Origin of the sequence: Mucilaginibacter ginkgonis (assembly GCF_009754905.2) — a bacterium.
Taxonomy (GTDB): Bacteria; Bacteroidota; Bacteroidia; order Sphingobacteriales; family Sphingobacteriaceae; genus Mucilaginibacter; species Mucilaginibacter ginkgonis.
Genome location: NZ_CP066775.1, coordinates 2128135 through 2151575 on the forward strand (window position 1 = coordinate 2128135; position 23441 = coordinate 2151575).

38 protein-coding genes are annotated in these 23441 nt (G+C 43.2%); 4 read left to right on the plus strand and 34 right to left on the minus strand.

Translation table 11 applies throughout. The annotated features are described in order from the left end of the window. Window positions 1-31 precede the first annotated feature (31 nt). The 28 genes from GO620_RS09925 to rplC all read right to left on the minus strand — a co-directional run bounded on the left by GO620_RS09925 (window position 32) and on the right by rplC (window position 14538). On the minus strand, window positions 32-1024 hold the full coding sequence (locus GO620_RS09925; RefSeq protein ID WP_157526221.1) for a DNA-directed RNA polymerase subunit alpha: 993 nt from the start codon (window positions 1022-1024) through the stop codon (window positions 32-34). Window positions 1025-1137: 113 nt separating this feature from the next. Then, window positions 1138-1746, minus strand: coding sequence for a 30S ribosomal protein S4 (gene rpsD, locus GO620_RS09930; protein WP_157526222.1), 609 nt, complete (start codon window positions 1744-1746; stop codon window positions 1138-1140). A 64-nt stretch (window positions 1747-1810) separates the two neighbouring features. Next, a complete protein-coding gene (rpsK, locus tag GO620_RS09935; protein WP_157526223.1) occupies window positions 1811-2200 on the minus strand; it encodes a 30S ribosomal protein S11 in 390 nt (129 codons plus the stop codon). 138 nt (window positions 2201-2338) lie between these two features. Further along, entirely contained in the window at window positions 2339-2716 is a 378-nt protein-coding gene (gene rpsM, locus GO620_RS09940) for a 30S ribosomal protein S13 (protein WP_157526286.1), read from the minus strand. A 67-nt stretch (window positions 2717-2783) separates the two neighbouring features. After that, window positions 2784-2900 carry a type B 50S ribosomal protein L36 gene (ykgO, locus tag GO620_RS09945; protein WP_022833269.1) on the minus strand — a complete coding sequence of 39 codons (117 nt, stop codon included), beginning with the start codon at window positions 2898-2900 and terminating at the stop codon, window positions 2784-2786. 9 nt (window positions 2901-2909) lie between these two features. Continuing rightward, window positions 2910-3128, minus strand: coding sequence for a translation initiation factor IF-1 (gene infA, locus GO620_RS09950; protein WP_074487406.1), 219 nt, complete (start codon window positions 3126-3128; stop codon window positions 2910-2912). A gap of 91 nt (window positions 3129-3219) precedes the next feature. Further along, on the minus strand, window positions 3220-4008 hold the full coding sequence (gene map / locus GO620_RS09955) for a type I methionyl aminopeptidase (protein ID WP_157526224.1): 789 nt from the start codon (window positions 4006-4008) through the stop codon (window positions 3220-3222). Window positions 4009-4012: 4 nt separating this feature from the next. After that, on the minus strand, window positions 4013-5368 hold the full coding sequence (secY, locus tag GO620_RS09960; protein ID WP_157526225.1) for a preprotein translocase subunit SecY: 1356 nt from the start codon (window positions 5366-5368) through the stop codon (window positions 4013-4015). Between the two features lie 6 nt (window positions 5369-5374). Further along, the gene (rplO, locus tag GO620_RS09965; RefSeq protein ID WP_157526226.1) at window positions 5375-5821 is read right to left on the minus strand and encodes a 50S ribosomal protein L15; all 447 of its coding nucleotides are present in this window, start codon (window positions 5819-5821) and stop codon (window positions 5375-5377) included. A 2-nt stretch (window positions 5822-5823) separates the two neighbouring features. Beyond that, the gene (gene rpmD, locus GO620_RS09970) at window positions 5824-6003 is read right to left on the minus strand and encodes a 50S ribosomal protein L30 (RefSeq protein ID WP_157526227.1); all 180 of its coding nucleotides are present in this window, start codon (window positions 6001-6003) and stop codon (window positions 5824-5826) included. A gap of 6 nt (window positions 6004-6009) precedes the next feature. Continuing rightward, window positions 6010-6528 (minus strand): 30S ribosomal protein S5, encoded by a 519-nt coding sequence (rpsE, locus tag GO620_RS09975; protein WP_157526228.1) that lies wholly within the window; start codon window positions 6526-6528, stop codon window positions 6010-6012. 13 nt (window positions 6529-6541) lie between these two features. Continuing rightward, window positions 6542-6892 (minus strand): 50S ribosomal protein L18, encoded by a 351-nt coding sequence (gene rplR, locus GO620_RS09980; protein ID WP_157526229.1) that lies wholly within the window; start codon window positions 6890-6892, stop codon window positions 6542-6544. Between the two features lie 5 nt (window positions 6893-6897). Continuing rightward, the gene (gene rplF / locus GO620_RS09985; RefSeq protein ID WP_157526230.1) at window positions 6898-7455 is read right to left on the minus strand and encodes a 50S ribosomal protein L6; all 558 of its coding nucleotides are present in this window, start codon (window positions 7453-7455) and stop codon (window positions 6898-6900) included. 20 nt (window positions 7456-7475) lie between these two features. Next, entirely contained in the window at window positions 7476-7874 is a 399-nt protein-coding gene (gene rpsH / locus GO620_RS09990) for a 30S ribosomal protein S8 (protein WP_157526231.1), read from the minus strand. A 152-nt stretch (window positions 7875-8026) separates the two neighbouring features. Then, entirely contained in the window at window positions 8027-8296 is a 270-nt protein-coding gene (gene rpsN / locus GO620_RS09995; RefSeq protein WP_157526232.1) for a 30S ribosomal protein S14, read from the minus strand. Then, a complete protein-coding gene (rplE, locus tag GO620_RS10000; RefSeq protein ID WP_157526233.1) occupies window positions 8289-8858 on the minus strand; it encodes a 50S ribosomal protein L5 in 570 nt (189 codons plus the stop codon). The genes rpsN and rplE overlap by 8 nt, the downstream gene beginning before the upstream one ends. After that, window positions 8858-9199 (minus strand): 50S ribosomal protein L24, encoded by a 342-nt coding sequence (gene rplX, locus GO620_RS10005; RefSeq protein ID WP_157526234.1) that lies wholly within the window; start codon window positions 9197-9199, stop codon window positions 8858-8860. The genes rplE and rplX overlap by 1 nt, the downstream gene beginning before the upstream one ends. 1 nt (window position 9200) lies before the next feature. Continuing rightward, window positions 9201-9569 (minus strand): 50S ribosomal protein L14, encoded by a 369-nt coding sequence (gene rplN / locus GO620_RS10010; RefSeq protein ID WP_157526235.1) that lies wholly within the window; start codon window positions 9567-9569, stop codon window positions 9201-9203. A 1-nt stretch (window position 9570) separates the two neighbouring features. Further along, window positions 9571-9825 carry a 30S ribosomal protein S17 gene (gene rpsQ / locus GO620_RS10015; RefSeq protein ID WP_157526236.1) on the minus strand — a complete coding sequence of 85 codons (255 nt, stop codon included), beginning with the start codon at window positions 9823-9825 and terminating at the stop codon, window positions 9571-9573. A gap of 20 nt (window positions 9826-9845) precedes the next feature. Then, a complete protein-coding gene (rpmC, locus tag GO620_RS10020) occupies window positions 9846-10055 on the minus strand; it encodes a 50S ribosomal protein L29 (RefSeq protein ID WP_157526237.1) in 210 nt (69 codons plus the stop codon). 94 nt (window positions 10056-10149) lie between these two features. Continuing rightward, window positions 10150-10572, minus strand: coding sequence for a 50S ribosomal protein L16 (gene rplP, locus GO620_RS10025; RefSeq protein WP_157526238.1), 423 nt, complete (start codon window positions 10570-10572; stop codon window positions 10150-10152). 43 nt (window positions 10573-10615) lie between these two features. Then, window positions 10616-11458 (minus strand): 30S ribosomal protein S3, encoded by an 843-nt coding sequence (gene rpsC / locus GO620_RS10030; RefSeq protein WP_157526239.1) that lies wholly within the window; start codon window positions 11456-11458, stop codon window positions 10616-10618. A gap of 7 nt (window positions 11459-11465) precedes the next feature. Continuing rightward, on the minus strand, window positions 11466-11894 hold the full coding sequence (gene rplV, locus GO620_RS10035; protein ID WP_157526240.1) for a 50S ribosomal protein L22: 429 nt from the start codon (window positions 11892-11894) through the stop codon (window positions 11466-11468). Window positions 11895-11897: 3 nt separating this feature from the next. Next, window positions 11898-12164, minus strand: a complete 267-nt coding sequence (gene rpsS / locus GO620_RS10040; RefSeq protein ID WP_066006044.1) for a 30S ribosomal protein S19 — start codon at window positions 12162-12164, stop codon at window positions 11898-11900. Between the two features lie 2 nt (window positions 12165-12166). Beyond that, window positions 12167-12991: a 50S ribosomal protein L2 gene (gene rplB, locus GO620_RS10045; RefSeq protein WP_157526241.1), complete on the minus strand. Its 825-nt coding sequence runs from the start codon at window positions 12989-12991 to the stop codon at window positions 12167-12169. 6 nt (window positions 12992-12997) lie between these two features. Beyond that, window positions 12998-13288 (minus strand): 50S ribosomal protein L23, encoded by a 291-nt coding sequence (gene rplW / locus GO620_RS10050; protein WP_157526242.1) that lies wholly within the window; start codon window positions 13286-13288, stop codon window positions 12998-13000. 1 nt (window position 13289) lies between these two features. Next, complete coding sequence (gene rplD, locus GO620_RS10055; RefSeq protein ID WP_157526243.1) at window positions 13290-13919, minus strand: 50S ribosomal protein L4; 630 nt, start codon at window positions 13917-13919, stop codon at window positions 13290-13292. 1 nt (window position 13920) lies between these two features. After that, window positions 13921-14538, minus strand: a complete 618-nt coding sequence (rplC, locus tag GO620_RS10060) for a 50S ribosomal protein L3 (protein ID WP_157526244.1) — start codon at window positions 14536-14538, stop codon at window positions 13921-13923. A gap of 278 nt (window positions 14539-14816) precedes the next feature. Here rplC and GO620_RS10065 point away from each other — a divergent pair, with 278 nt between their 5' ends. Next, window positions 14817-16691 (plus strand): M1 family metallopeptidase, encoded by a 1875-nt coding sequence (locus tag GO620_RS10065; protein ID WP_157526245.1) that lies wholly within the window; start codon window positions 14817-14819, stop codon window positions 16689-16691. A gap of 19 nt (window positions 16692-16710) precedes the next feature. Here the strand turns inward: GO620_RS10065 and GO620_RS10070 are convergent, their stop codons facing one another. From GO620_RS10070 to GO620_RS10080, 3 genes are read right to left on the minus strand one after another with little or no spacing between them, the layout of a single operon-like run. Then, window positions 16711-17034: a type II toxin-antitoxin system RelE/ParE family toxin gene (locus tag GO620_RS10070; RefSeq protein WP_157526246.1), complete on the minus strand. Its 324-nt coding sequence runs from the start codon at window positions 17032-17034 to the stop codon at window positions 16711-16713. Continuing rightward, on the minus strand, window positions 17024-17245 hold the full coding sequence (locus GO620_RS10075) for a hypothetical protein (protein WP_157526247.1): 222 nt from the start codon (window positions 17243-17245) through the stop codon (window positions 17024-17026). Before GO620_RS10075 ends, GO620_RS10070 begins: the two co-directional genes overlap by 11 nt. 31 nt (window positions 17246-17276) lie before the next feature. Next, a complete protein-coding gene (locus GO620_RS10080; RefSeq protein WP_157526248.1) occupies window positions 17277-18536 on the minus strand; it encodes a prephenate dehydrogenase in 1260 nt (419 codons plus the stop codon). Between the two features lie 120 nt (window positions 18537-18656). On the opposite strand from GO620_RS10080, the gene GO620_RS10085 reads away from it, so the two are divergent. The 3 genes from GO620_RS10085 (at window position 18657) to GO620_RS10095 (ending at window position 20095) form a co-directional block, all read left to right on the plus strand. Beyond that, a complete protein-coding gene (locus tag GO620_RS10085) occupies window positions 18657-19421 on the plus strand; it encodes a hypothetical protein (protein ID WP_157526249.1) in 765 nt (254 codons plus the stop codon). Window positions 19422-19430: 9 nt separating this feature from the next. Next, window positions 19431-19883: a hypothetical protein gene (locus GO620_RS10090; protein WP_157526250.1), complete on the plus strand. Its 453-nt coding sequence runs from the start codon at window positions 19431-19433 to the stop codon at window positions 19881-19883. A 62-nt stretch (window positions 19884-19945) separates the two neighbouring features. Then, window positions 19946-20095, plus strand: coding sequence for a hypothetical protein (locus GO620_RS10095; RefSeq protein WP_157526251.1), 150 nt, complete (start codon window positions 19946-19948; stop codon window positions 20093-20095). A 187-nt stretch (window positions 20096-20282) separates the two neighbouring features. Here GO620_RS10095 and GO620_RS10100 read toward each other — a convergent pair whose 3' ends face one another. The 3 genes from GO620_RS10100 to fusA form a co-directional block, all read right to left on the minus strand. Beyond that, window positions 20283-20501, minus strand: a complete 219-nt coding sequence (locus GO620_RS10100) for a hypothetical protein (protein WP_157526252.1) — start codon at window positions 20499-20501, stop codon at window positions 20283-20285. 300 nt (window positions 20502-20801) lie between these two features. Continuing rightward, entirely contained in the window at window positions 20802-21107 is a 306-nt protein-coding gene (rpsJ, locus tag GO620_RS10105) for a 30S ribosomal protein S10 (RefSeq protein ID WP_022830652.1), read from the minus strand. Between the two features lie 156 nt (window positions 21108-21263). Beyond that, window positions 21264-23375: an elongation factor G gene (gene fusA, locus GO620_RS10110; protein ID WP_157526253.1), complete on the minus strand. Its 2112-nt coding sequence runs from the start codon at window positions 23373-23375 to the stop codon at window positions 21264-21266. Window positions 23376-23441 lie beyond the last annotated feature (66 nt).

The following is a 23441-nucleotide window of genomic DNA, read 5'->3' on the forward strand; positions in this document are numbered from 1 at the left end:
TGCCCTCGCTTATTATTATAGTTTGCGAAGGTTATTCTTCGTCAAGTTTAAACTTTGCCAGGTTCATACCAAAAGATAAGCCTTTTGATTTAACCAGGTCTTGTATCTCTGTAAGAGATTTCTTACCAAAGTTCCTGAATTTTAACATGTCAGCAACATCATAAGAAACAAGATCTGCCAGGCTGCGGATGTCTGCAGCTTTCAAGCAATTCAAAGCACGTACAGAAAGGTCAAGATCAACTAGCTCAGTTTTAAGGATCTTACGCATATGTAAGATTTCCTCGTCAACTTCTTTAGTTTCTTCTTTAGCTTGTGCTTCAAGCATCATGTTCTCGTCAGAGAATAACATAAAGTGCTGTATCAAAATCTTAGCAGCTTCTTTCAAAGCATGTTCAGGATGTACAGAACCGTCTGTTACGATATCAAGAACCAATTTCTCGTAGTCAGTCTTTTGCTCAACACGATAATTCTCGATAGTGTATTTTACGTTTTTGATCGGCGTGTAGATAGAATCTATCGCGATAACACCTACCAAAGCATCAGGGTTCTTGTTTTCTTCGCTGGCTACATAACCACGGCCCTTATTCACTGTTAGCTCTACTTCTAAAGTTACAGATGAGTCCATGTTCGCGATAACCAACTCCGGGTTAAGAACAGTGAAGTTGTTAGAAAACTTGGTGATATCACCGGCTTTAAAGCTATCCTGACCGTTGATGATCACAAAGATCTTCTCAGAGTCGCCAGAGGTACCGGTTTTTTTGAAACGTACCTGTTTAAGGTTAAGGATAATTTCGGTAACATCCTCAACAACACCTTTAATGGTCGAGAACTCGTGCGATACACCTGATAAACGTACAGATGTAATGGCATAACCCTCTAATGATGAAAGCAGAATACGACGTAAAGCATTACCAATGGTAATACCGAAACCCGGCTCTAACGGACGAAATTCAAACGTACCGTCAAAGTCGGTTGACTTTTGCATAATAACCTTGTCTGGTTTTTGGAATGCTAAAATTGCCATTTATATCCTTTTAATTTATTGTTAATGATAGATGTGAGACTTGAGATTTGAGACATGAGATAACCTTGGCTACCTCTCTCAAATCTAATATCTCACATCTCAAATCTATTCTATTATTTAGAGTACAACTCGATGATTAAGTTTTCCTTAATGTTCTCAGGAATCTCATCACGGTTAGGGTAGTTTAAAAGCTTACCGCTAAGGTTGGCAGAATCCCACTCAAACCAGCTGTATTTATTGATCTTACGGCCTGCAACAGAGTTACTGATAGCTTCAAGAGATTTTGATTTTTCGCGTACCGCGATAACATCACCCGGGCGTAAAGTGTAAGACGCAATGTTCACTACTTCGCCGTTAACGGTAATGTGTTTGTGGCCTACCAGCTGGCGTGCTGCAGAACGTGTTGGAGCGATGCCCAAACGGTAAACCGCGTTGTCTAAACGGGCTTCTAATAATTGAAGCAAGTTTGTACCGGTAATACCTTCTTTAGAAGATGCTTTATGGAACAAGTTTTCGAAGTAGCGCTCCAATACACCGTAAGTGTATTTAACTTTTTGCTTCTCCATTAACTGAACAGCATATTCTGACTGTTTGCCACGACGTTTAGAAACGCCGTGCATACCCGGTGGGTAGTTCTTTCTTTCGAGCACTTTGTCCGGGCCGAAGATGGGCTCGCGGAAACGGCGTGCAATTTTGGATTTTGGTCCTGTGTATCTAGCCATTGTTGTGTTTTTAAAGTATCGAGCAGCCCGCAGCTGCCGAATCTTAGCTTTAAAATTTGATTAATTAAACTCTTCTGCGTTTAGACGGACGGCAACCATTGTGTGGAAGCGGTGTGATGTCTTTTATAATAGTAACCTCAATACCTGTAGTTTGCAAAGTACGGATAGCAGATTCGCGACCGGCACCGGGGCCTTTAACAAATACTTCTACCTTACGCAAGCCCAGGTCATAAGCAACTTTACCACAATCTGATGCAGCCTGGCCGGCAGCATAAGGCGTGTTCTTTTTAGAACCTTTGAAACCCATTTTACCAGCAGAAGACCAAGAGATAGCCTGACCGGTAGAATTAGTCAAAGTGATAATGATGTTGTTAAATGTTGCATTGATGTGTGCCTGGCCAACAGGTTCTACAACTACAATGCGCTTTTTGGTTACTTTTTTAGCTTTAGCCATTTTCTTTTTAAGGTTTTAGATCAGGGATTTGAGATGTGAGATACTTCTCATTTCAAAAACTTTTGATCCTATTTTTAAATCCGTTAGATGTAAACGCTGTGAGAGATCTCATGTCTCACATCTAACATCTGTTATTTATTACTTAGTAGCTTTTTTCTTGTTAGCAACTGTCTTACGTTTACCTTTACGGGTACGTGAGTTGTTTTTAGTGCGCTGACCACGTAATGGTAAACCTTTACGGTGACGTGTACCACGGTAGCAACCGATATCCATTAAACGTTTGATATTAAGCTGAACTTCTGAGCGTAGAGCACCCTCAACTTTAATATCGTCATTAATGATGGTACGTATAGCAGTTAACTGGTCATCTGTCCAGTCTTGTACTTTAGTGTTACGATCAATACCAGCCTGGTCTAAGATAGATTGAGCAGTAGAACGGCCAATGCCGTAAATGTAGGTTAGGCCAATTTCGCCTCTTTTGTTTCTTGGTAAATCAATACCCGATATCCTTGCCATATTTGTAATGTGTTTAAATGCAACCGAACGGCTGGTCCACCGTTGTACGATCACATATCATTTTTAATTATCCCTGACGTTGTTTGAACTTAGGGTTCTTTTTGTTAATAACGTAAAGCTTGCCGTTACGACGAATGATTTTGCAATCAGCGCTACGTTTTTTAATGGATGCTCTAACTTTCATCTCTGTTTATTATTTATATCTGTAGGTTATTCTCCCCTTTGTTAAATCATATGGGCTCATCTCTAATTTTACACGGTCGCCCGGTAAAATTTTAATGTAGTGCATACGCATTTTTCCCGATATGTGTGCAATTATCTCATGGCCGTTTTCCAGTTCAACTCTAAACATTGCGTTAGACAATGCTTCTTTTATTGTACCGTCTTGCTCAATCGATGATTGTTTCGCCATATTTTACTGATAGTTACTTGTTTATCTGCCCACTAAAGCGGAGCGCAAAGTTAAAAATTTTCATGTAAATAATCTAAATTATTTGCATTAATTATAAGGCCTTAGCGGCCAAAGCATCTTCGATGTATGAAAAGGTAGACAGGACGTCGGCACGGCCTTTTTTTACTGCTACAGTATGCTCAAAATGTGCGGAAGGTTTGCCATCTGTAGTAGATACCGTCCAGCCATCGTTCCAAAACTTAACCCCTGCCCTACCGGCGTTGATCATCGGTTCAATAGCGATCACCATTCCTTCTTCCAGTTTCACGCCCGATCCGCGTTTACCATAGTTAGGCACTTCGGGCTTTTCATGCAATTGCAGTCCAACGCCGTGGCCTACCAATTCTTTGACCACCCCAAAACCACAACGCTCGGCATGGTCCTGCACGGCAAAACCTATATCACCTACACGCATACCGGTAACCGCCTTTTCAATGCCTAATCGCAAACACTCTTGTGTTACTCGCAGAAGCTTTTGGGTTTCTTCGCTTACCTCGCCAATGGCGAAAGTGTAAGCCGAGTCGCCGTAGAATTTATTAAGGATAACACCACAGTCAATAGATATGATATCGCCGTCCTGCAGTTCCTTTTCGTTAGGGAAACCATGCACCACCTGATCATTAGGTGATATACACAGCGAATAAGGGAAACCGTGATAATTGAGAAAGGCGGGAACCCCGCCATTATCTCGTATAAACTCTTCTGCCATTTTGTTAAGCGATGCAGTTTTTACGCCCGGCCCTATCACCTTTGCCACCTCGGCCAGGGTTTTAGAAACAAGTTGTGCGCTCTTCCTGATCAGCTCAATTTCATCGGCCGATTTAAAATGGATCTTCGCCATGCAATTAAATAGTCGGTGGCGTAGTGCCTGCAGCAGTCGGGATCGCGGTGCGACCTTTGATCCTGCCGGTCTTCATCAATCCGTCGTAATGGCGCATCAACAAGTGGCTTTCTATCTGCTGCAAGGTATCTAAAACAACACCTACCAAAATGATCAATGATGTACCACCAAAGAACCTTGCAAATGCAGGGTTAACACCAGCTACGTTAGCAAACGCAGGGATGATAGCAATGATAGCCAGAAATATCGAACCAGGTAAAGTTATCTTAGAGATCACATCGTCAATGAAACTGATGGTTGCTTCACCAGGTTTAACACCCGGAACAAAGCCACCGTTCTTTTTCATATCATCTGACATTTGCTTAGGGTTAACCGTAATAGCAGTGTAGAAGTATGTAAATACGATGATCAACAAACCAAACACCAGGTTGTGTAACCATGATGTATAGTTTGACAACAAGATCATTGTTGCGTTCGAAGCCATTTTAGGGAAGAACGAACCAATAGTGGTTGGGATAAACATCAGCGCCTGCGCGAAGATGATAGGCATTACACCGGCAGCATTTACCTTTAAAGGGATATATTGACGTACACCACCATATTGTTTGTTACCTACGATACGTTTTGCATATTGAACAGCGATCTTACGTGTGCCTTGTACCACAAGAATGGTAAACATCACTACAGCTATAAGGGCAACTATCTCTACAATGAACAGCAATAAACCACCGCTGTTACCACCGGTTACGCGGCCTTCAAACTCAGACACTAATGCAGTTGGTAGCTGGGCAATGATACCCACCATGATGATCAATGATATACCGTTACCGATACCTTTATCAGTGATCTTTTCGCCTAACCACATTACAAACAGCGTACCTGCGGTTAATACAAATACAGATGTAATGTTAAATAAGGTTGAGCCTAAAACAGGACTGATAGCGTTAGGAGTGATCTGCGTACGTACATAACCCAAAGCCTGAGCCGCTGTAATAGCGATTGTCAGGTAGCGGGTCCACTGGTTTAACTTGTTACGGCCACTCTCGCCCTCTTTCTGCAACTTGGTAAAGTAAGGTACCGCTATACCCAAAAGCTGCACTACGATAGATGCAGAGATGTAAGGCATAACACCTAACGCAAAAATAGACGCCCGTGAAAACGAACCGCCTGCAAACATGTTAAGCAAACCTAAAAGGCCTTCTTTGGCACGCTGGGTATTAAGTGAAGACGGGTCTACACCGGGCAACACTATAAAAGAACCTACCCGGTATATTAAAAGAAATAAGAGTGTGTTTGTGATACGCACTCTTAGATCTTCGATTTTCCAGATATTAGATAATGTGGTGAAAAATCTTTTCATTTAAAATTATAGCTTAACGATGGAACCACCGGCTGCTTCAATTGCCTTCTGCGCAGTTGCAGAAAAAGCATGTGCTGTAACATCAAGCTTAGCTTTTACTTCGCCACGGCCAAGGATCTTTACCAGGTCGTTTTTAGAAGCCAAACCATGCTCTCTGAAAGTGTCAAAATTAACAACGCTTAATGAGAATTTATCTGCCAGTTGCTGTAAAGCATCAAGGTTTACAGATACATACTCTACGCGGTTAGGGTTTTTAAAGCCCACTTTAGGTACGCGGCGTTGTAACGGCATCTGGCCACCTTCAAAACCAACTTTGGTTGAAGTACCAGAGCGTGAACCTGCACCTTTATGGCCACGTGTTGAAGTACCGCCTTTACCAGAACCGGTACCACGGCCAATACGTTTGCTATCTTTTACAGAACCTTTTGCAGGTTTAAGATTACTTAAATTCATGACTAAATTTTTTCTACTGCTACCAAATGATTAACTGCTCTAATCATACCAATGATGGCATCATTAGCTTCAACCTCAACGCTTTGGTTTATTTTGCGCAAACCTAAAGCGGCGATGGTCCTTTTCTGGCGCTCATTTCTATCAATGACGCTCTTGATCTGAGTTATTTTTATTTTCGCCATGACCGATTATCCGTTAAAAACTTTACCTAAATTGATACCACGGTGGTTGGCTACAGTATGTGCGTCGCGCAGTTGCGCAAGGGCAGATACAGTTGCTTTTACCACGTTGTGCGGGTTTGATGAACCTTTTGATTTTGCCAATACGTTGTGTACACCTGCAGACTCTAATACTGCACGCATTGCACCACCTGCAATAACACCGGTACCGGTAGAAGCAGGTTTAATGAATACGAAACCGCCTGAGAATTTACCGTATTGTTCGTGAGGTACTGTACCGTTAATTATAGGCACTTTTACGAGGTTCTTTTTTGCATCATCTACACCTTTGGCAATAGCTTCTGTTACTTCTTTAGCTTTACCAAGGCCGTAACCAACTACACCATTCTCATCGCCTACTACCACAATGGCAGAGAAGCTGAAAGTACGGCCGCCTTTGGTTACTTTGGCAACACGTTGTATGCTAACCAGGCGATCTTTTAATTCGATCTCGCTGGTTTTTACTCTTTTAACATTTATTGTTGACATCTCTTTGCTTCAATTAAAATTTTAAACCACCTTCACGTGCACCTTCTGCCAGTTGTTTAACACGGCCGTGGTACAGGTAACCATTTCTGTCAAACACAACAGATGTAATGCCTGCTGCAATGGCTTTTTGTGCTACCAGTTTACCAACTGCGGCGCTTTGCTCGCCTTTGGTGCCTGATGCTGAAAAATCTTTTGACAAAGATGATGCTGATACTAATGTTTTTCCGTTTACATCGTCAATAACCTGGGCATAAATGCCTTTGTTGCTACGGTATACTGATAAGCGCGGACGTTCTGTAGAACCAGAAAGACGTTTTCTGATCCCTTGTTTTATTCTGTCTCTTCTTGATAACTTAGCTGCCATGACGATTATTTTTTAGATGCTGATTTACCTGCTTTTCTTCTTAACTCTTCGCCAACAAACTTGATACCTTTACCTTTGTAAGGCTCTGGTGCACGCAGCGAGCGTATTTTTGCAGCTACCTGACCGATCAATTGTTTGTCAATTGATTCAAGGATGATAGTTGGGTTCTTACCCTTCTCAGCAGTGGTTGTAACTTTAATTTCTTTAGGCAACTCAAACACATAGTGGTGAGAGTATCCTAAAACAAGGTCTAATGTATTGCCTGTGTTAGTTGCACGGTAACCCACACCTACAAGCTCTTGTTCAAGTTTGTAACCATTGGTAACACCGTTAACCATGTTATTTAACAAAGCGCGGTATAAACCGTGCAATGCTTTGTGACGTTTCTGATCAGACGGGCGGGTTACTGTTAAGATACCCTCGTTCTGCTCTAACTTAATGTCTGCATCAATAGCCTGGTGCAGCTCGCCTTTAGGGCCTTTAACAGTTACCAGATTATCACCTGATACTGAAATAGTAACGCCTGAAGGTATTGTTATAGGTGCTTTTCCTACTCTTGACATTTTCTGTTCCTCCTAAAAGATTAATAGATGTAGCATAAAACCTCGCCACCTACGTTCTGAGCGCGTGCCTCTTTATCAGACATAACACCTTTAGAAGTAGACAGGATAGCGATGCCTAAACCATTTAATACGCGTGGCAGGTTCTCTGCGCCGGCATATTTTCTCAAACCTGGTTTACTGATACGCGACAATGTGCGGATAGCAGAAATTTTGGTTACCGGGTGGTATTTCAAAGCAACTTTGATAGTGCCTTGGGGACCATTATCCTCAAATTTAAAATTTGCAATGTAACCTTTGTCGAAAAGCACTTTAGTGATTTCCTTCTTCAGATTTGATGCAGGAATTTCAACAACCCTATGGTTGGCTTTAATAGCATTCCTTACTCGTGTAAGATAATCTGCGATTGGATCTGTATTCATTTTTATAAAATTTGGCGGTGGTTTCCTTCCCGGGCCTATCCCAGGCGACCTTCCGTCGTTAACTTGATTTCGAATATCGAATTTTCGACTTCGAATTTATTTTTTCTAAAGATCAAATTCCGAAATAAAAATTCCGAAATCCGATATAGCAATTACCAACTTGCTTTTTTCACTCCCGGGATCTTACCGGCAAGTGCCATTTCGCGGAATGTTACACGCGAAATACCAAATTGGCGCATATAACCTCTTGGGCGGCCTGTAAGCTTGCAACGGTTGTGCAATTTTACCGGCGATGCTGCTTTAGGCAGTTTGTCTAAGGCAACATAGTCACCTGCGGCTTTAAGAGCTGCTCTTTTTTCAGCAAACTTCTCTACTAATTTCTCACGTTTACGTTCACGTGCTTTTACACCTTCTTTAGCCATTGTTAACTGGAGTTTGATTTTTAAACGGTAAACCAAATTGTTTAAGCAACTCTAATGCTTCAACATCATTTTGTGCCGAGGTTACAAAGGTAATATCCATACCCATGATCTTATTGATCTTGTCGATATTGATCTCAGGGAAAATGATCTGCTCGGTAACACCTAAAGTGTAATTACCGCGGCCATCAAAACCTTTATCGTTAATACCTTTAAAGTCGCGGATACGTGGCAATGCAACAGCAATTAAACGGTCTAAAAACTCGTACATGTTGTTGTCACGCAAAGTTACACGCACGCCTACCGGCATGTTTTTACGCAATTTAAAGTTAGATATATCTTTCTTAGAACGTGACGCAACCGCCTGCTGACCGGTAATAGTGCTCATTTCGCCTATCGCAACGTCAATAAGTTTCTTATCGGTAGTAGCACCACCAACACCCTGGTTGATAGCTATCTTTTGCAGTTTAGGAACTTGCATTACGCTTTTGTACTGAAATTTCTCTTTCAGTGCAGTGCGTATCTCGTCCTGATATTTCGATTTTAATCGTGGTGTGTAGGTCATTACTTAATTTCCTCCCCTGATTTTTTTGAGAACCTAACCAATTTACCATCCTTGTTAGCTTTGCGGCCAACGCGGGTAGTCTCGCCTGTTTTAGCATCAATCAACGCAACGTTTGATACGTGCAAAGCAGCTTCCTGCTTTACAATACCACCGTTAGGGTTAGCTGCATTTGGCTTGGTGTGTTTAGATACCATGTTAACACCTTCAACAGTTACACGGCCTGTTTCGCGGTTAACCGCTGTTATCTTACCTTGCGAACCTTTAGAGTCGCCGGCAATAACCTTAACCAGGTCGCCGGTGCGAACCTTAAGTTTTGGTTGTTTATTCTTTTTATTTTCCATGTTACAATACCTCCGGTGCTAATGAAACGATCTTCATGAATTGCTTTTCACGCAGTTCCCTTGCAACCGGGCCAAATATACGTGTACCACGAGGCTCGTCCTGGTTGTTCAACAAAACAGCTGCATTGTCATCAAAACGGATGTAAGAACCATCCTTACGACGGATCTCTTTTTTAGTTCTAACAACTACTGCTTTTGATACTGTACCTTTTTTAACGTTACCAGATGGGATAGCACTTTTAACGGTAACCACCACCTTATCGCCAATAGAGGCATATCTTTTACCTGTACCACCTAACACGCGGATCACTAAAACTTCTTTAGCGCCACTGTTATCGGCCACGTTCATTCTTGATTCCTGTTGTACCATCTTATTTAGCCCTTTCTAAAATTTGAACTAATCTCCAGTTTTTGTTTTTGCTCAACGGGCGTGTCTCCATAATCACTACGGTATCACCTATACCACAGGTATTAGCTTCATCATGAGCCATAAATTTGGTAGTCTTTTTCAAGAACTTGCCGTAGATAGGGTGCTTTACCTTACGCTCTACAGCCACCACGATAGATTTCTCCATCTTGTTGCTTACTACCAGCCCGGTACGTGTTTTTCTTAAATTTCTTTCCATTTTCTTCTGTCGACTGATTGTTATTCTTTTTCAGAAGCTACCGTAGCGTTACGCTTTGTTAATTCTGTGTTTAAACGGGCAATATCCTTGCGCACTTTAGTAATGCGGGTTGGATTCTCAATAGCAGAAACCGCGTGAGCGAATTTCAGCTTAGTGAGGTTATTTTTCTCCTCGTTAATTCTTGCAGTCAACTGCTCAGTCGATAGCTCTAAAATTTCTGAGTTTTTCATTTCTTCTTTGTGTTGTTATAGTTCTACTGCTGAAAGCTATATGTTGCAAGCATGTTTTCTCTATAACCTACAACTAAAACTTCAACCCTTTTATTTATGCCTCTGCGTAATCCCTTCTTACTACAAAGCGGGTTTGCACCGGCAATTTTTGCGCTGCAAGGCGTAATGCCTCTTTTGCAACTTCCAAAGGCACACCTTCGGCCTCAAATATCATACGACCGGGGCGTACAACAGCAACCCAATACTCGGGTGCACCTTTACCTTTACCCATACGTACCTCTGCAGGTTTTTTAGTAACCGGCTTGTCAGGGAAAATCCTTATCCAAACCTGGCCTTCACGTTTCATAAAACGTGTAACCGCAATACGTGCAGCCTCGATCTGGCGGCTGGTGATCCAGGCCGCTTCGAGTGATTTTATACCGAAAGATCCGAATGAAAGCTCAGCACCACGGGTGGCGTTGCCTTTCATCCTGCCTTTTTGCATCTTTCTGAACTTCGTTCTTTTTGGCTGTAGCATTATCTTATACTTTATTCGTTAAAACGATGTCTTCTCGACTTGATTATCTGTTTCCACCCGGACGGTTACCACCGCCCTGACGGCCTGGGCCACCCGGACGATTGTTACCACCGCCGCGACGGTCGTTATTTCCACCTCTGCGGTCGCCGCCACGGTTATCACCTCTTTCGCCGCGTGCACCAAATGATGCCGCACCTTCCGGCCTGCCACCTTTGCCGCTTGGGCTGTTAGTTTGGCCAATGTTTGGAGAAAGATCGCGTTTACCGTAAACTTCGCCTTTACAGATCCATACCTTGATACCAATTTTACCGTAGGTAGTTAAAGCTTCGCCTAAAGCGTAGTCAATATCTGCACGGAAGGTATGCAACGGAATCCTGCCCTCTTTGTACTGTTCGGTACGTGCCATCTCTGCACCACCTAAACGGCCGCTGGTCATTACTTTGATACCTTCTGCACCCATACGCATGGTAGAAGCGATAGAAGTTTTCATTGCACGACGGAAAGAGATACGTGCTTCTAATTGCTTGGCAATGCCTTCTGCAACCAGCTGCGCGTCAAGCTCAGGGCGTTTGATCTCGAAGATGTTGATCTGAACGTCTTTCTTTGTCAGTTTCTTTAACTCTTCTTTGATCTTATCAACCTCCTGGCCGCCTTTACCGATAACGATACCCGGGCGGGCAGTGTGGATTGTAACAGTGATACGTTTTAACGTACGCTCTATAACTACTTTGGATACACCGCCTTTAGCGATACGTACCGAAAGGTATTTACGTATTTTTTCGTCTTCAACTAATTTATCGGAGTAGTTGTCACCGCCGTACCAGTTAGAATCCCATCCTCTGATGATGCCTAACCTGTTACCTATTGGATGTGCTTTTTGTCCCATTTTATGATTAGTTGATTTCTGATTTACTGTCTACGATAAGTGTTACGTGGTTAGAGCGTTTGCGTATGCGGTAACCGCGGCCTTGCGGGGCCGGGCGCAACCTTTTTAACTGGCGGCCGCCACCTACAGAAACTTCTTTTACAAACAGGCCGCTTTCTTCAACGCGTTTGCCTTCGTTCTTTGCTTCCCAGTTTTTAATGGCCGACAGCAATAACTTCTCTACACGTATAGCAGCTTCTTTGTTGGTAAACTTTAAAGTGTATAAAGCTTGCTCAACGTTCATACCGCGTATAAGGTCAACTACCAAACGCATTTTGCGCGGAGAGGTAGGGCAGTCATTCAACTTGGCAACTGCCTGGCCGCCTTGTTGGGCTTTTTGCTCAGTTTTAAGCTGTGCAATGCGCACAGATTTTTTTACTTTTTGTGTTGCTTCCATTGCTTATTTTTTCTTTTCTGCGTGACCACGGAATGTACGGGTTGGTGCAAACTCTCCCAGCTTGTGCCCTACCATGTTTTCTGTTACGTACACAGGTATAAATTTATTACCGTTGTGAACAGCGAATGTATGCCCAACGAAATCCGGAGAAATCATAGAACGTCTTGACCATGTTTTTACAACAGATTTTTTATTTGAATCATTCAGGGTAAGAACTTTTCTTTCCAGGTTATGATCAATATAAGGTCCTTTTTTAATTGAACGAGCCATTACTATTTCTTCCTTCTTTCAATGATATAACGATCCGATGTCTTTTTCTTGTAGCGGGTTTTGTAGCCTTTTGCTAATAAACCTTTGCGTGAGCGTGGATGACCACCTGATGAACGGCCCTCGCCACCACCCATAGGGTGATCTACCGGGTTCATTGCAACACCACGTACACGTGGGCGGCGACCTATCCAGCGTTTGCGGCCGGCTTTACCCAACACCTCATTTGCTTTCTCTGCATTTGAAACTGTACCAATAGTAGCTAAACAAGTAGCTAAGATCATACGGGTTTCGCCAGAAGGCAATTTGATGATGGCATATTTACCATCACGGGCCGATAGCTGGGCATAAGTACCTGCAGAACGTGCAATGGTACCACCCTGGCCCGGGTTAAGCTCGATGTTGTGGATAATAGAACCCAAAGGGATGCTCTTCAATGGTAAAGTGTTACCAACTTCTGGAGCTACCGCTTCGCCCGATAATACTACTTGGCCAACTTCTAAACCCGCAGGGGCTATCATGTAACGTTTTTCGCCATCTGCATATACTAGTAATGCGATGCGTGCAGACCTGTTAGGATCGTACTCAATAGTTGCAACGTTTGCCGGAATGTCAAATTTGTTGCGTTTAAAGTCGATCAATCGGTACGACTTTTTGTGTCCGCCACCGATGTAACGCATGGTCATTTTACCGGTGTTGTTACGACCGCCTGATTTCTTGTGTGATACAACCAGCGATTTTTCCGGAACGTTGGTTGTTACGTCAGAATAATCGGCACCTACTCTGAAGCGGGTACCGGGCGTAACCGGTTTAAATCTTTTAACTGCCATCTCTTTTTATATTGTGCTATAAAAATCTATTGTTTCTCCGTCTTTCAAAGAAATAACCGCTTTCTTGTAAGTAGCAGCGCGGCCGCTAACGGCACCTGCTTTAGTGTTGCGGGTCTTTAATTTGCCAACGTATTTCATGGTGTTTACCGCCGTAACATTAACACCATACATGTTCTCTATCGCAGATTTGATCTGGATCTTGTTTGCCCTGTGGCCTACTTTGAACACATAGCGGTTAAGTTTATCAGTTAACTGAGCAACTTTTTCTGTAAGTAAGGGTTTCTTTAAAATTTCCATATTACTTAGCAAACGCTTCCTCCAAAGTTTTAACAGAACCAGAGGTTAAGATCAGCTTACCTGCGTTTAACACATCATAAGTGTTTAACTGGTCTGCAGTGATCACCTTGCTCTTTTTAAGATTTCTGCTTGATAAATAAACATTGTTATTAGCCGCAGGCAGTACCAATAAAGTTTTCTCATTGGTCATGTTCAGGTCGGCCATCAGCTTCACATAGTTTTTAGTTTTAACCGCGTCAAACGCAAAGTCTTCCAAAACTACTATGCTGCTGTCTTGTGCTTTATATGTAAGGGCAGATTTACGTGCCAATGATTTAAGCTTTTTGTTCAGCTTAAAGCTATAGTCGCGTGGCTGCGGACCGAAAACACGGCCACCACCATTAAACAATGGCGATTTGATGCTACCGGCACGGGCGCCGCCTGTACCTTTTTGTTTGTGAAGCTTGCGGGTTGAACCTGCAATTTCATTACGTTGTTTTGCTTTGTGCGTACCCTGACGTTGGTTTGCCAGGAATTGCTTTACGTCAAGATATATTGCGTGATCGTTGGGCTCAATAGCAAATACAGATTCAGGCAGTTGCACCTTGGCTCCTGTTTCTTTACCTGAAACATTTAATACATTAACTTCCATCTTACTTATCAACGATTACGAACGATCCTTTAGCACCGGGGATAGAACCCTTAACAACTAACAAATTCTGTTCTGGATAAACTTTAACCACTTCGAGGTTTTGCACTTTAACACGTACATTACCGGTTTGACCAGCCATGCGCATACCTTTAAATACGCGTGATGGCCATGAAGATGCACCCAGTGAACCTGGTGCCCTTAAGCGGTTGTGCTGACCGTGTGTTTGCATACCTACACCACCAAAGCCATGACGTTTTACAACGCCTTGAAAGCCTTTACCTTTAGATGTACCTACAACGTCAACGAAATCGCCTGAGTTGAAGATGTCTACGGTAACGGTATCGCCCAAATTCTTGTCGTCTTCAAAAGTTTTGAACTCAACAAGTTTACGTTTTGGGGTAGTACCGGCTTTTTGGAAATGACCTTTAAGAGGTGCAGAAGTGTTTTTTTCTTTCTTCTCATCATACGCCAGCTGAACAGCTGCGTATCCGTCTGATTCTGCAGATTTAACTTGTGTTACCACACAAGGACCAGCTTCGATAACAGTACAAGGAATGTTCTTGCCTGCTTCATCGAATATACTGGTCATCCCTACCTTTTTACCAATAATTCCTGACATTTTATTTTTCTTTTGTTACGCTCATCGAAGCAGTAGGGCTTCGTTCAAAGCATTTTATCCCCCGAAAGGGACGGCAAAGATAGAAATTAATAATTAAGTCTCAAATAGTTAGGTAAATAATTTTTAAAGAATTTTAGACCTTGATTTTGTGGTGTTTGTGCTGAGAAATTTTTAATTTTTCGGATAGCAAAAGTGCGCGGTGCAAACCCGCTTTTTTTAAATAAAATCAACCTAAGTATTACTAATATGTTAATCTTGCAATCTCATCTATAAATATCATGTTTAAAAAATTGCTGCCTGTTATCCTCGCGATAATTGTTGTTCAAACCGTCTCTGCGCAAACGCTTTACATCCCGCGTGATATCACTAAAGCCTTTAATAAAGGCACACGCGATGTAAACGGAAAGCCCGGTAAAAACTACTGGCAAAACCGTGCCCGTTATAATATTCATATAACCGCTGCGCCGCCAAACCGCACCATTACCGGAACAGAAGAAATAGTGTATATCAACAATAGCCCGGATACCCTAAGAAGCTTAAACATGAAACTGATCGTCAATATCCATCGCCCGGGAGCGGTGAGATTGGCACCGGTAAGCAACCGGTATCTGACAGATGGTGTACAGATTGATACCTTTAAAGTTAATGACGCTATGATAAATTGGGATAATGCAGCACGCGGAGCAACAAATGACGCCGTGCGCTTGCCTAAATCGCTGATGCCGCACGATTCTGTGCGGTTGAACATAGCATGGCATTACCAGGTTTCCCTCCAAAGCGAGCGCGAAGGAATGATAGATTCTACCACATATTACCTGGCCTACTTCTACCCACGAGTTTCTGTTTATGATGATTACAATGGCTGGGACCGCTTGCCTTTTAATGACGCGCTTGAGTTCTATAACGACTTTAATGACTACAAGCTAAGTGTAACTATTCCGAAAAATTACATAGTGTGGAGCACCGGTACTTTACAAAATGCGTCACAGGTTCTACAGCCGGAATATCTAAAACGTTTGCAGGCTTCATTTAAAAGCGACTCGACCATTCACATCGCCACTGCGCAAGACCTGGCATCTAAAAAAGTAACTGCGCAAAAGGACATGAATACCTGGGTGTGGACGGCAGATAATATAACCGACGTTGCCCTTGGCATTAGTGACCATTATGTGTGGGATGCTGCAAGCGTTGTAGTGGATAAGAAAACCGGCAGACGCGCCAGCATGCAGGCCGCCTTTGCAGATGCCTCGCAAGATTTTCATCATTCAGTACAATATGGCCGTAACAGTTTAGGCTGGTTTTCTGAAAACTGGCCGGGCATGCCCTACCCTTTCCCAAAGATGACAGCGTTTCAGGGTTTTGCCGACATGGAATACCCTATGATGGTGAATGACAGCCACACCCCTGATGTAAGGTTTGCGCAGTTTGTACAGGACCACGAAATAGCGCACACTTACTTTCCATTCTACATGGGCATCAATGAAACCCGTTATGGCTATATGGACGAGGGCTGGGCAACAACTTTTGAGTTGCTGATCGGCGGGGCCGAGGTTGGTAAAGATGCTGCTGAAAGACTATACAAAGGCTTTAGGGTAAACCGCTACACCCATGACCCGTCGACTTTTGAAGATCTGCCGATCATTACCCCAACCAGTGAATTAATGGCAGGCGCAGGTAATAACGAGTATGGCAAACCGTCTTTAAGCTATCTGGCGTTGAAAGATATGCTGGGCGACGAGCTGTTTAAAAAAGCGCTGCATACTTATATGGATAATTGGCATGGCAAGCACCCAATTCCGTGGGACTATTTCAACTCAATGAGTGCGGGCTCCGGTAAAAACCTGAACTGGTTTTTCAAAAACTGGTTCTTTACCAACAATTACATCGATATAGCTATCGATAAAGTCACAACTTCTGCTACGGGCGGTGTGGTTGACATTAAAAACATTGGCGGCTTCGCGATACCTTTTGATGTGGTGGTTACTTATGCCGATGGCAGCAGTAAAACCTTCCATCAGACGCCGGCAGTATGGCAAAATAACCAAACAGGATTCTCAGTAAATCTTACTGGCACGCAAGCGATAAGTTCGGTAAAATTAGACAACGGCATTTTCATGGATGCTGATGAAAGCAATAACAGCTGGAAGAAATAAGTTTAGACGTAAAGAGATCTTATAACCCTTTTAAGCGTTGTAAGATCTCCTTATTAGAAATCGATTCAACTTCTGACTTGTCGTAAATCGATAGTAAATAAATTTCCTCTTTCACTATAACTACGTATGTAATGACCCTTGCCCCACCAGACTTTCCTTTGCCTTTAGAATTTATTGCTAACCTCACTTTATAGCAATTGTTGCCAATTGGCTGGCCAATATTAGGGTCTTCTTGGATTTCATTTATTAAATTCTGAAAGTCGGTCTTTAAAGAAATATACTTTTTTGCAAGACGTTTTAATTCTCTTTCAAATGGTGGAGTCGGGATTATTTTAAAGCTCATTCATTAACTGCTCTAATGACTTCGCATCCCCGTTACCAGCTTGATGCGATTTAATAAACTTAACTGATTCTTCAAGAGCGTTTAGGACTTCATTTTTTTTTGCTGCCTTATTTTCCAGATCTTTTGAGATGACTTTTCCACCTAATTTCTCAATGAGGTCAGATAATGTCGTTTCCACATTTTCAGGTATTTCGATTGTAAGTGTAGTCATATAAACAAAAATAGTGAATTAAATTTCAACCCTAATCCATCATCAATCTTTTGATCAACTCTGCGCTTTGCTTTTTGCCTTCCTCTAACCTGCCGGCAAAGAAAGTTTGCACATCGTTAAAATGCTTCTTATAACCCTCCATGTCGCCGTAGCCGATGATGGACGACCATTCGCGAACGGCTGAGTGAAACTCCAGATCGTCGCCGCGAATGGACTTGTCATATAACGCCGTTTCTATAGATTCCTCCAGCAACGCTTCATTCTTAAATAAATACTCGGCTATGCCAAGCCGTAAACGAAAGGGCGGGGTTTGCGCGATTAAATTGTCGTAAGGATTTACGCCTAAATGGTACCAGGCGTCAACCATACTTAACAAGCTTAAGTGCGAATTAGGTTTTGGGTGCATCGCCGGATCTGATAAAGAGAAATCCTTCATCACTTTGTCGTTAAACATAATAAGCTTGCGGCTTTCATGAAACACAAAATCGCGGGCGGCATACACGCGCTTTTTAAAAGCATCTGCCTCTTCCATGATCATCAGCTTAAATAGTTCTGACTCTGACAAAGCATAACGTTTCACTTGCTCCCTTGCGTAAGGGTTAAGAATTGCCAGACCTGCATAAACGTGGGCTTTGTAACCAAATATGCGAAGAGTAGTTAAAATCTTTACGTTATCAATGCCGCCTGTATATGACGCATTGTCCCAAGGAAAAAAGCCCGCTGCCTTCCAGGCAGTGCCCATGCTTTCAAAACCGACGTGTGTCACAGCTTGCGTATCGGCAACTATCTTATCGTGCTGATGATAGTCGGTAAGTTCTACAATGTCTGTACCCAAACTCTTAAAAAGGTCATACATGCGTTTATAATCGCTGTTGCTACTGCGATGGCGTATTAATATCAGCTTCTGGCCTCTCGGTTCGAAACCCGGGCCGTGCATGGCATGGAAAGTAATGATAGGCGTGTCAGTCTCCAGATAGCGTTCAAAAATATTAATCTCCGGCTGTTTTACTGATGTTTGCCCGGCGACAATGGTATTTGCTCGGATTGCTTTACAGCTTTGTGCAACAACCTGCTCCAACTTCTCGGCTTCGACTGAGTAGATAAGCAGATTACTTTTTGCGGCAACGTCTGCTCCGTCATCGTAAATGCTGATGCTTAAATGGGCAAGCTCTTCTTCCAATCGCTGGCGATTGTGCGGTAAGTCGCACCCGCAAACCGTGTAGCCTGCTTTGGCAAAAGCCCTTGTATAAACCTTACCCATATCGCCCAGGCCGATAATCCCGATATTCATAACCGCTAATATAAATGATTAAGCAGCGTAGCAGGCAGTTTTCAACTTATTTGTGAGCCGTTTTAAAATTTGATACCTTAGTGCAAACCATCAAGTTAAAAATTACCGACCTCTATTGATATGGTAAATTTGAATTTTAAAAAGGCACTGAAGCTCACAACATTGATCTTGTTGTCAGTAAATATTTGCGTATTTGCACAAGATACTACCAGAAAAACAGGAGCAAAGCCTAAAACGATAGCTAAGCCTGTTGCTACTCCGCCGGCAAATAAATACCCTGCAAAGCCGGCGATCACCGTTCCAAAAACTGCATCTCCTGCCCCGGCTACAACCACGCCGGCAGCAAATCCATACGCGGCACCTGCCCCGGCCCCAACCGACCGCAGCATAAACGGGCAATATCAGTACCTGCTTACCAAGCTTTACAACTACCAGCGACCAATGGCTTCGGCATTTTACAAAAGTGTTAGCGACAGTCTGCACAGTGTTCAAAAGCGCATAAAGCCTTTAGAAAGTAATGTTGCAGCCTTGCAGGATACCGCTAAAGAGTTGCATAAGCAACTGGCAGGTCAGCAGGAAGAGTTAAACAAATCAACCTCACAGCAAGATAGCATTAGCCTGGCTGGCATACCCATGACCAAAAGCAGCTACAACATGCTGATGTGGGGACTTGTTGTGGTTTTTGGCGTGATAGCTGTTGTAGTGATTACACGTTCTGGTGCTTATGCGCGCGAGGCTAAAAACCGTGTTCAGGCTTATGAAGAGCTGGAAGAAGAGCATAAAAACTATAAAGCCAAAGCCGGAGAAAAAGAAAAGAAACTGGCCCGCGAATTGCAAACTGCCCGCAACAAACTGGAAGAACTTACAGGTAACCCAAATTATTAATTCTGATTAATGGGTGCCTTCCTCTTTGGGTGGAACCCAATCAAGTGGCCGTGGATCGAGCTACCGCATGATATCGAAAGGTTAAACAAAGAAGGCAGCATCACCGAAGACTGGAGTATAGCCGCCTATAAAGCTGCGAAGCCCGGCGACCGGGCTTATTTTGTGCGGGTAGCTGTTGAGCCCAAAGGTATCTTCGCGTCGGGCACATTGGCATCAGAACCTTTCATTGCATTCCGGAAAGGGCGGCATTACCACCGTGTTAACATTAATATCGACACGCTGCTTAACCCGGATACCGGGCGTATCCTCACGTTCGACATTTTAAAGACAGGTAACCTTGCAGGTCAGCTATGGACACCCCAAGCATCGGGAATCAACATCAAACCGCACCTGGTGGATGAGCTAGAGGGGCTATGGCAAGACTTCCTGGAAAACAGACACACCGCTGACGATATTGTCTGATATCGATTAATCCTTCCTCTTCGATTTCTATCTATATATTATAAACTTAAGAGATAGAGATCATGAAAAAGAGCATATTATTCATCGCATTGTTAGCCTCATTTGCAGGCACATTGTCTAGCTGCGCAGTACGTGCAGATTATGGTTACCGCAACCATTACGATCGTTATCATCATTATAATGGTTATGACCGCGGTTACCACCACTACTAAAATTTTTTGTTTTGATTTGACTTTTACCAAAGGCTGCCGCAAGGGCGGCCTTTGGTATTTTATTAATTTGCGCGAAGTCATGCCGAACTTGTTTCGGCATCTCACAGCACAATTAACCTGATGAGATTTAAGATATGTTTGCAATTTGGGATGCCGAAACAAGTTCGGCATGACAATACTGATTTATTTAAAGAGGCTTGGAATACACTTGTCTCTTTTTAAATTCCTCGTAAGAAATAAACCTACCTGCTTTAAAATCTTCCTGCCCTCTTTTTATCCCATCCAGCACATGTTGTGGCAATTCAACACTTTCTTCTTCTTTGTCAAAAGAAACGTTTTGCGACTCCAAAAAATCCTCGACCGCTTTTTCCTGCTCTGCTGTTGGGTATACTACAAACGTGCTCATACTCAAATATAATGATTTAATTAATTCGAAGACTGTCCATTTGAGATGCCGAAACAAGTTCGGCATGACGCTAACTGGCACAGATATTAAATAAAAAAGCCATCGGTTTTTATTGAATGACAATGGGTTTACTACTCCTGGAGATTGTTGTTGTTACACGCCTCGCGAAGATGTCTTGACTTTTGCTCCTCTCTTTTGGATAGGGTTGGGGTGAGGTTACAAAAAAAGCCACCCGTAAACGAGTGGCTTTTATAATTTTCACCTCCCTCTCCTTCGGAGAGGGCCGGAGTGAGGCTTTTATCACACTTTGATCTCTACTTCAACGCCGCTTGGCAATTCAAGTTTCATCAGCGCGTCAACCGTTTTGGAGTTAGAGCTATAAATGTCTAACAAACGTTTGTAGCTGCAAAGCTGGAATTGCTCGCGTGCTTTTTTGTTAACGTGCGGTGAACGCAATACTGTAAAGATTTTCTTTTCAGTTGGCAAAGGCAGCGGTCCGCTTACTACAGCGCCGGTTGGCTTTACGGTCTTAACGATCTTTTCTGCTGATTTGTCAACCAGGTTGTAGTCGTAAGACTTTAGTTTAATTCTGATTCTTTGGCTCATCTTGTTTTTGTTATTTGTGATCTCACCGATTTAAGATGATCTCACTGATTTGTTATGCTACCATAAGAGCTATTTATTATGGCAACGGTTAATTATCTTTAATTACACCGATCATCTGTGAAATCACAAACCAATCGGTGTAATCTCTTTTCTATTTTATGCTATCGCGCCTTTAACGCGGCCTTTAGACTTGGCAACAACCTCGTCTTGTACGTTGCGTGGTGCTTCGGCATAGTGGTCAAACTCCATGGTAGAAGTTGCACGGCCCGATGTGATGGTACGTAACTGGGTTACATAACCAAACATTTCTGACAATGGCACTGTAGCCTTGATCACCTGAGAGCCTGCACGGGTGTCCATACCTAAAAGCTGGCCGCGGCGGCGGTTCATGTCACCGATAACGTCACCCATGTTTTCTTCAGGGGTTAAGATCTCTATTTTCATGATCGGCTCAAGCAATACCGGTTTACATTTTACCAATGCTTCGCGGTAAGCAGATTTAGCAGCTATCTCGAAAGAAAGCGCATCTGAATCGACCGCGTGGAATGAACCATCGATCAACCTTACTTTCATGTTCTGCAGCGGATAACCTGCTAACACACCGTTAGACATTGACGCGGCAAAGCCTTTCTCTACAGATGGGATAAACTCACGAGGAATTGCACCACCGGTAATTTCATTTACAAACTGTAAACCGTCTTTACCTTCATCAGATGGAGAAATAACAATTTGGATATCGGCAAACTTACCACGGCCACCGGTTTGTTTTTTGTAAGTTTCGCGGTGTTGGGTAGTACCTGTAATTGCTTCTTTGTAAGCCACTTGCGGCGCGCCTTGGTTAACCTCAACTTTAAACTCGCGTTTCAAACGGTCCATGATGATATCAAGGTGAAGCTCGCCCATACCTGAAATTACGGTTTGGCCGGTTTCTTCGTCAGAGTTTACGCGGAAGGTTGGATCCTCTTCTGCCAGTTTACCCAATGCAAGGCCTAATTTATCAACGTCGGCTTGTGTTTTTGGCTCGATAGCCAAACCGATAACCGGCTCCGGGAATACCATCGACTCTAACACTACAGGGTGTTTTTCGTCGCAAAGAGTGTCACCTGTTTTGATGTCCTTAAAGCCTACAACAGCAGCAATATCACCTGCACCTACGTTAGGTATAGGGTTTTGCTTGTTAGCATGCATCTGGAATATACGTGATATACGCTCTTTGTTGTCAGAACGCATGTTGTGTACATAAGAACCCGCGTCAAGGTTACCCGAGTAAACGCGGATAAAGCATAAGCGGCCCACAAACGGGTCTGTAGCGATCTTAAACGCCAAAGCAGCAAACGGCTCTTTAACATCCGGTTTGATCATTACTTCGGCACCTGTTTCCGGGTTTGTACCAACAACACCTTTTGAATCAAGCGGCGAAGGCAATAGCTCCATCACATAATCAAGCATGGTTTGTACACCCTTGTTCTTGAAAGAAGAACCGCAAGTCATCGGAACGATCTTGCCAGCCAACGTAGCCTGGCGTAAAGCGTCAAGCACTTCGCGCTCTGTGATAGTAGTAGGATCATCAAAGAATTTCTCCATCAATGTATCATCGTACTCAGCTACTGCTTCCAGCAATTTCTCTCTCCACTCGGTAGCTTCGTCTATCAGATCATCAGGGATGGGCACTTCGGTAAAGGTCATACCTTTATCGTGCTCGTTCCAAACCACACCACGGAAGTTGATCAAGTCAACCACACCTTTAAAGCCGTCTTCAGCACCGATAGGGATCTGCAATGGCACAGCGTGGCTGCCCAGCATGTCGCGCACTTGCTTAACAACTTTTAAGAAGTCGGCACCAGAGCGGTCCATTTTATTAACGAAACCAATACGTGGTACGTTGTAGTTGTTGGCAAGGCGCCAGTTAGTTTCAGATTGAGGCTCAACACCATCAACAGCAGAGAAAAGGAATACCAAACCGTCTAATACGCGCAGCGAGCGGTTTACCTCTACGGTAAAATCCACGTGGCCCGGGGTATCAATAACGTTTACCTGGTATTTGCTGCCGCGATAGTTCCAGAATACGGTAGTAGCAGCAGAGGTAATGGTAATACCACGCTCCTGCTCCTGTGCCATCCAGTCCATTGTTGCAGCACCTTCGTGTACCTCGCCTATTTTGTGGCTAACGCCCGCATAGTAAAGGATACGCTCTGTTGTAGTGGTTTTACCGGCATCAATGTGGGCGGCAATACCTATGTTTCTTGTGTATTTAAGATCTCTTGACATAATATTTTTTTGATTTCTCTGATTATTTAATGATTACACCGATAAATCAATGGTTTCATCAACTTA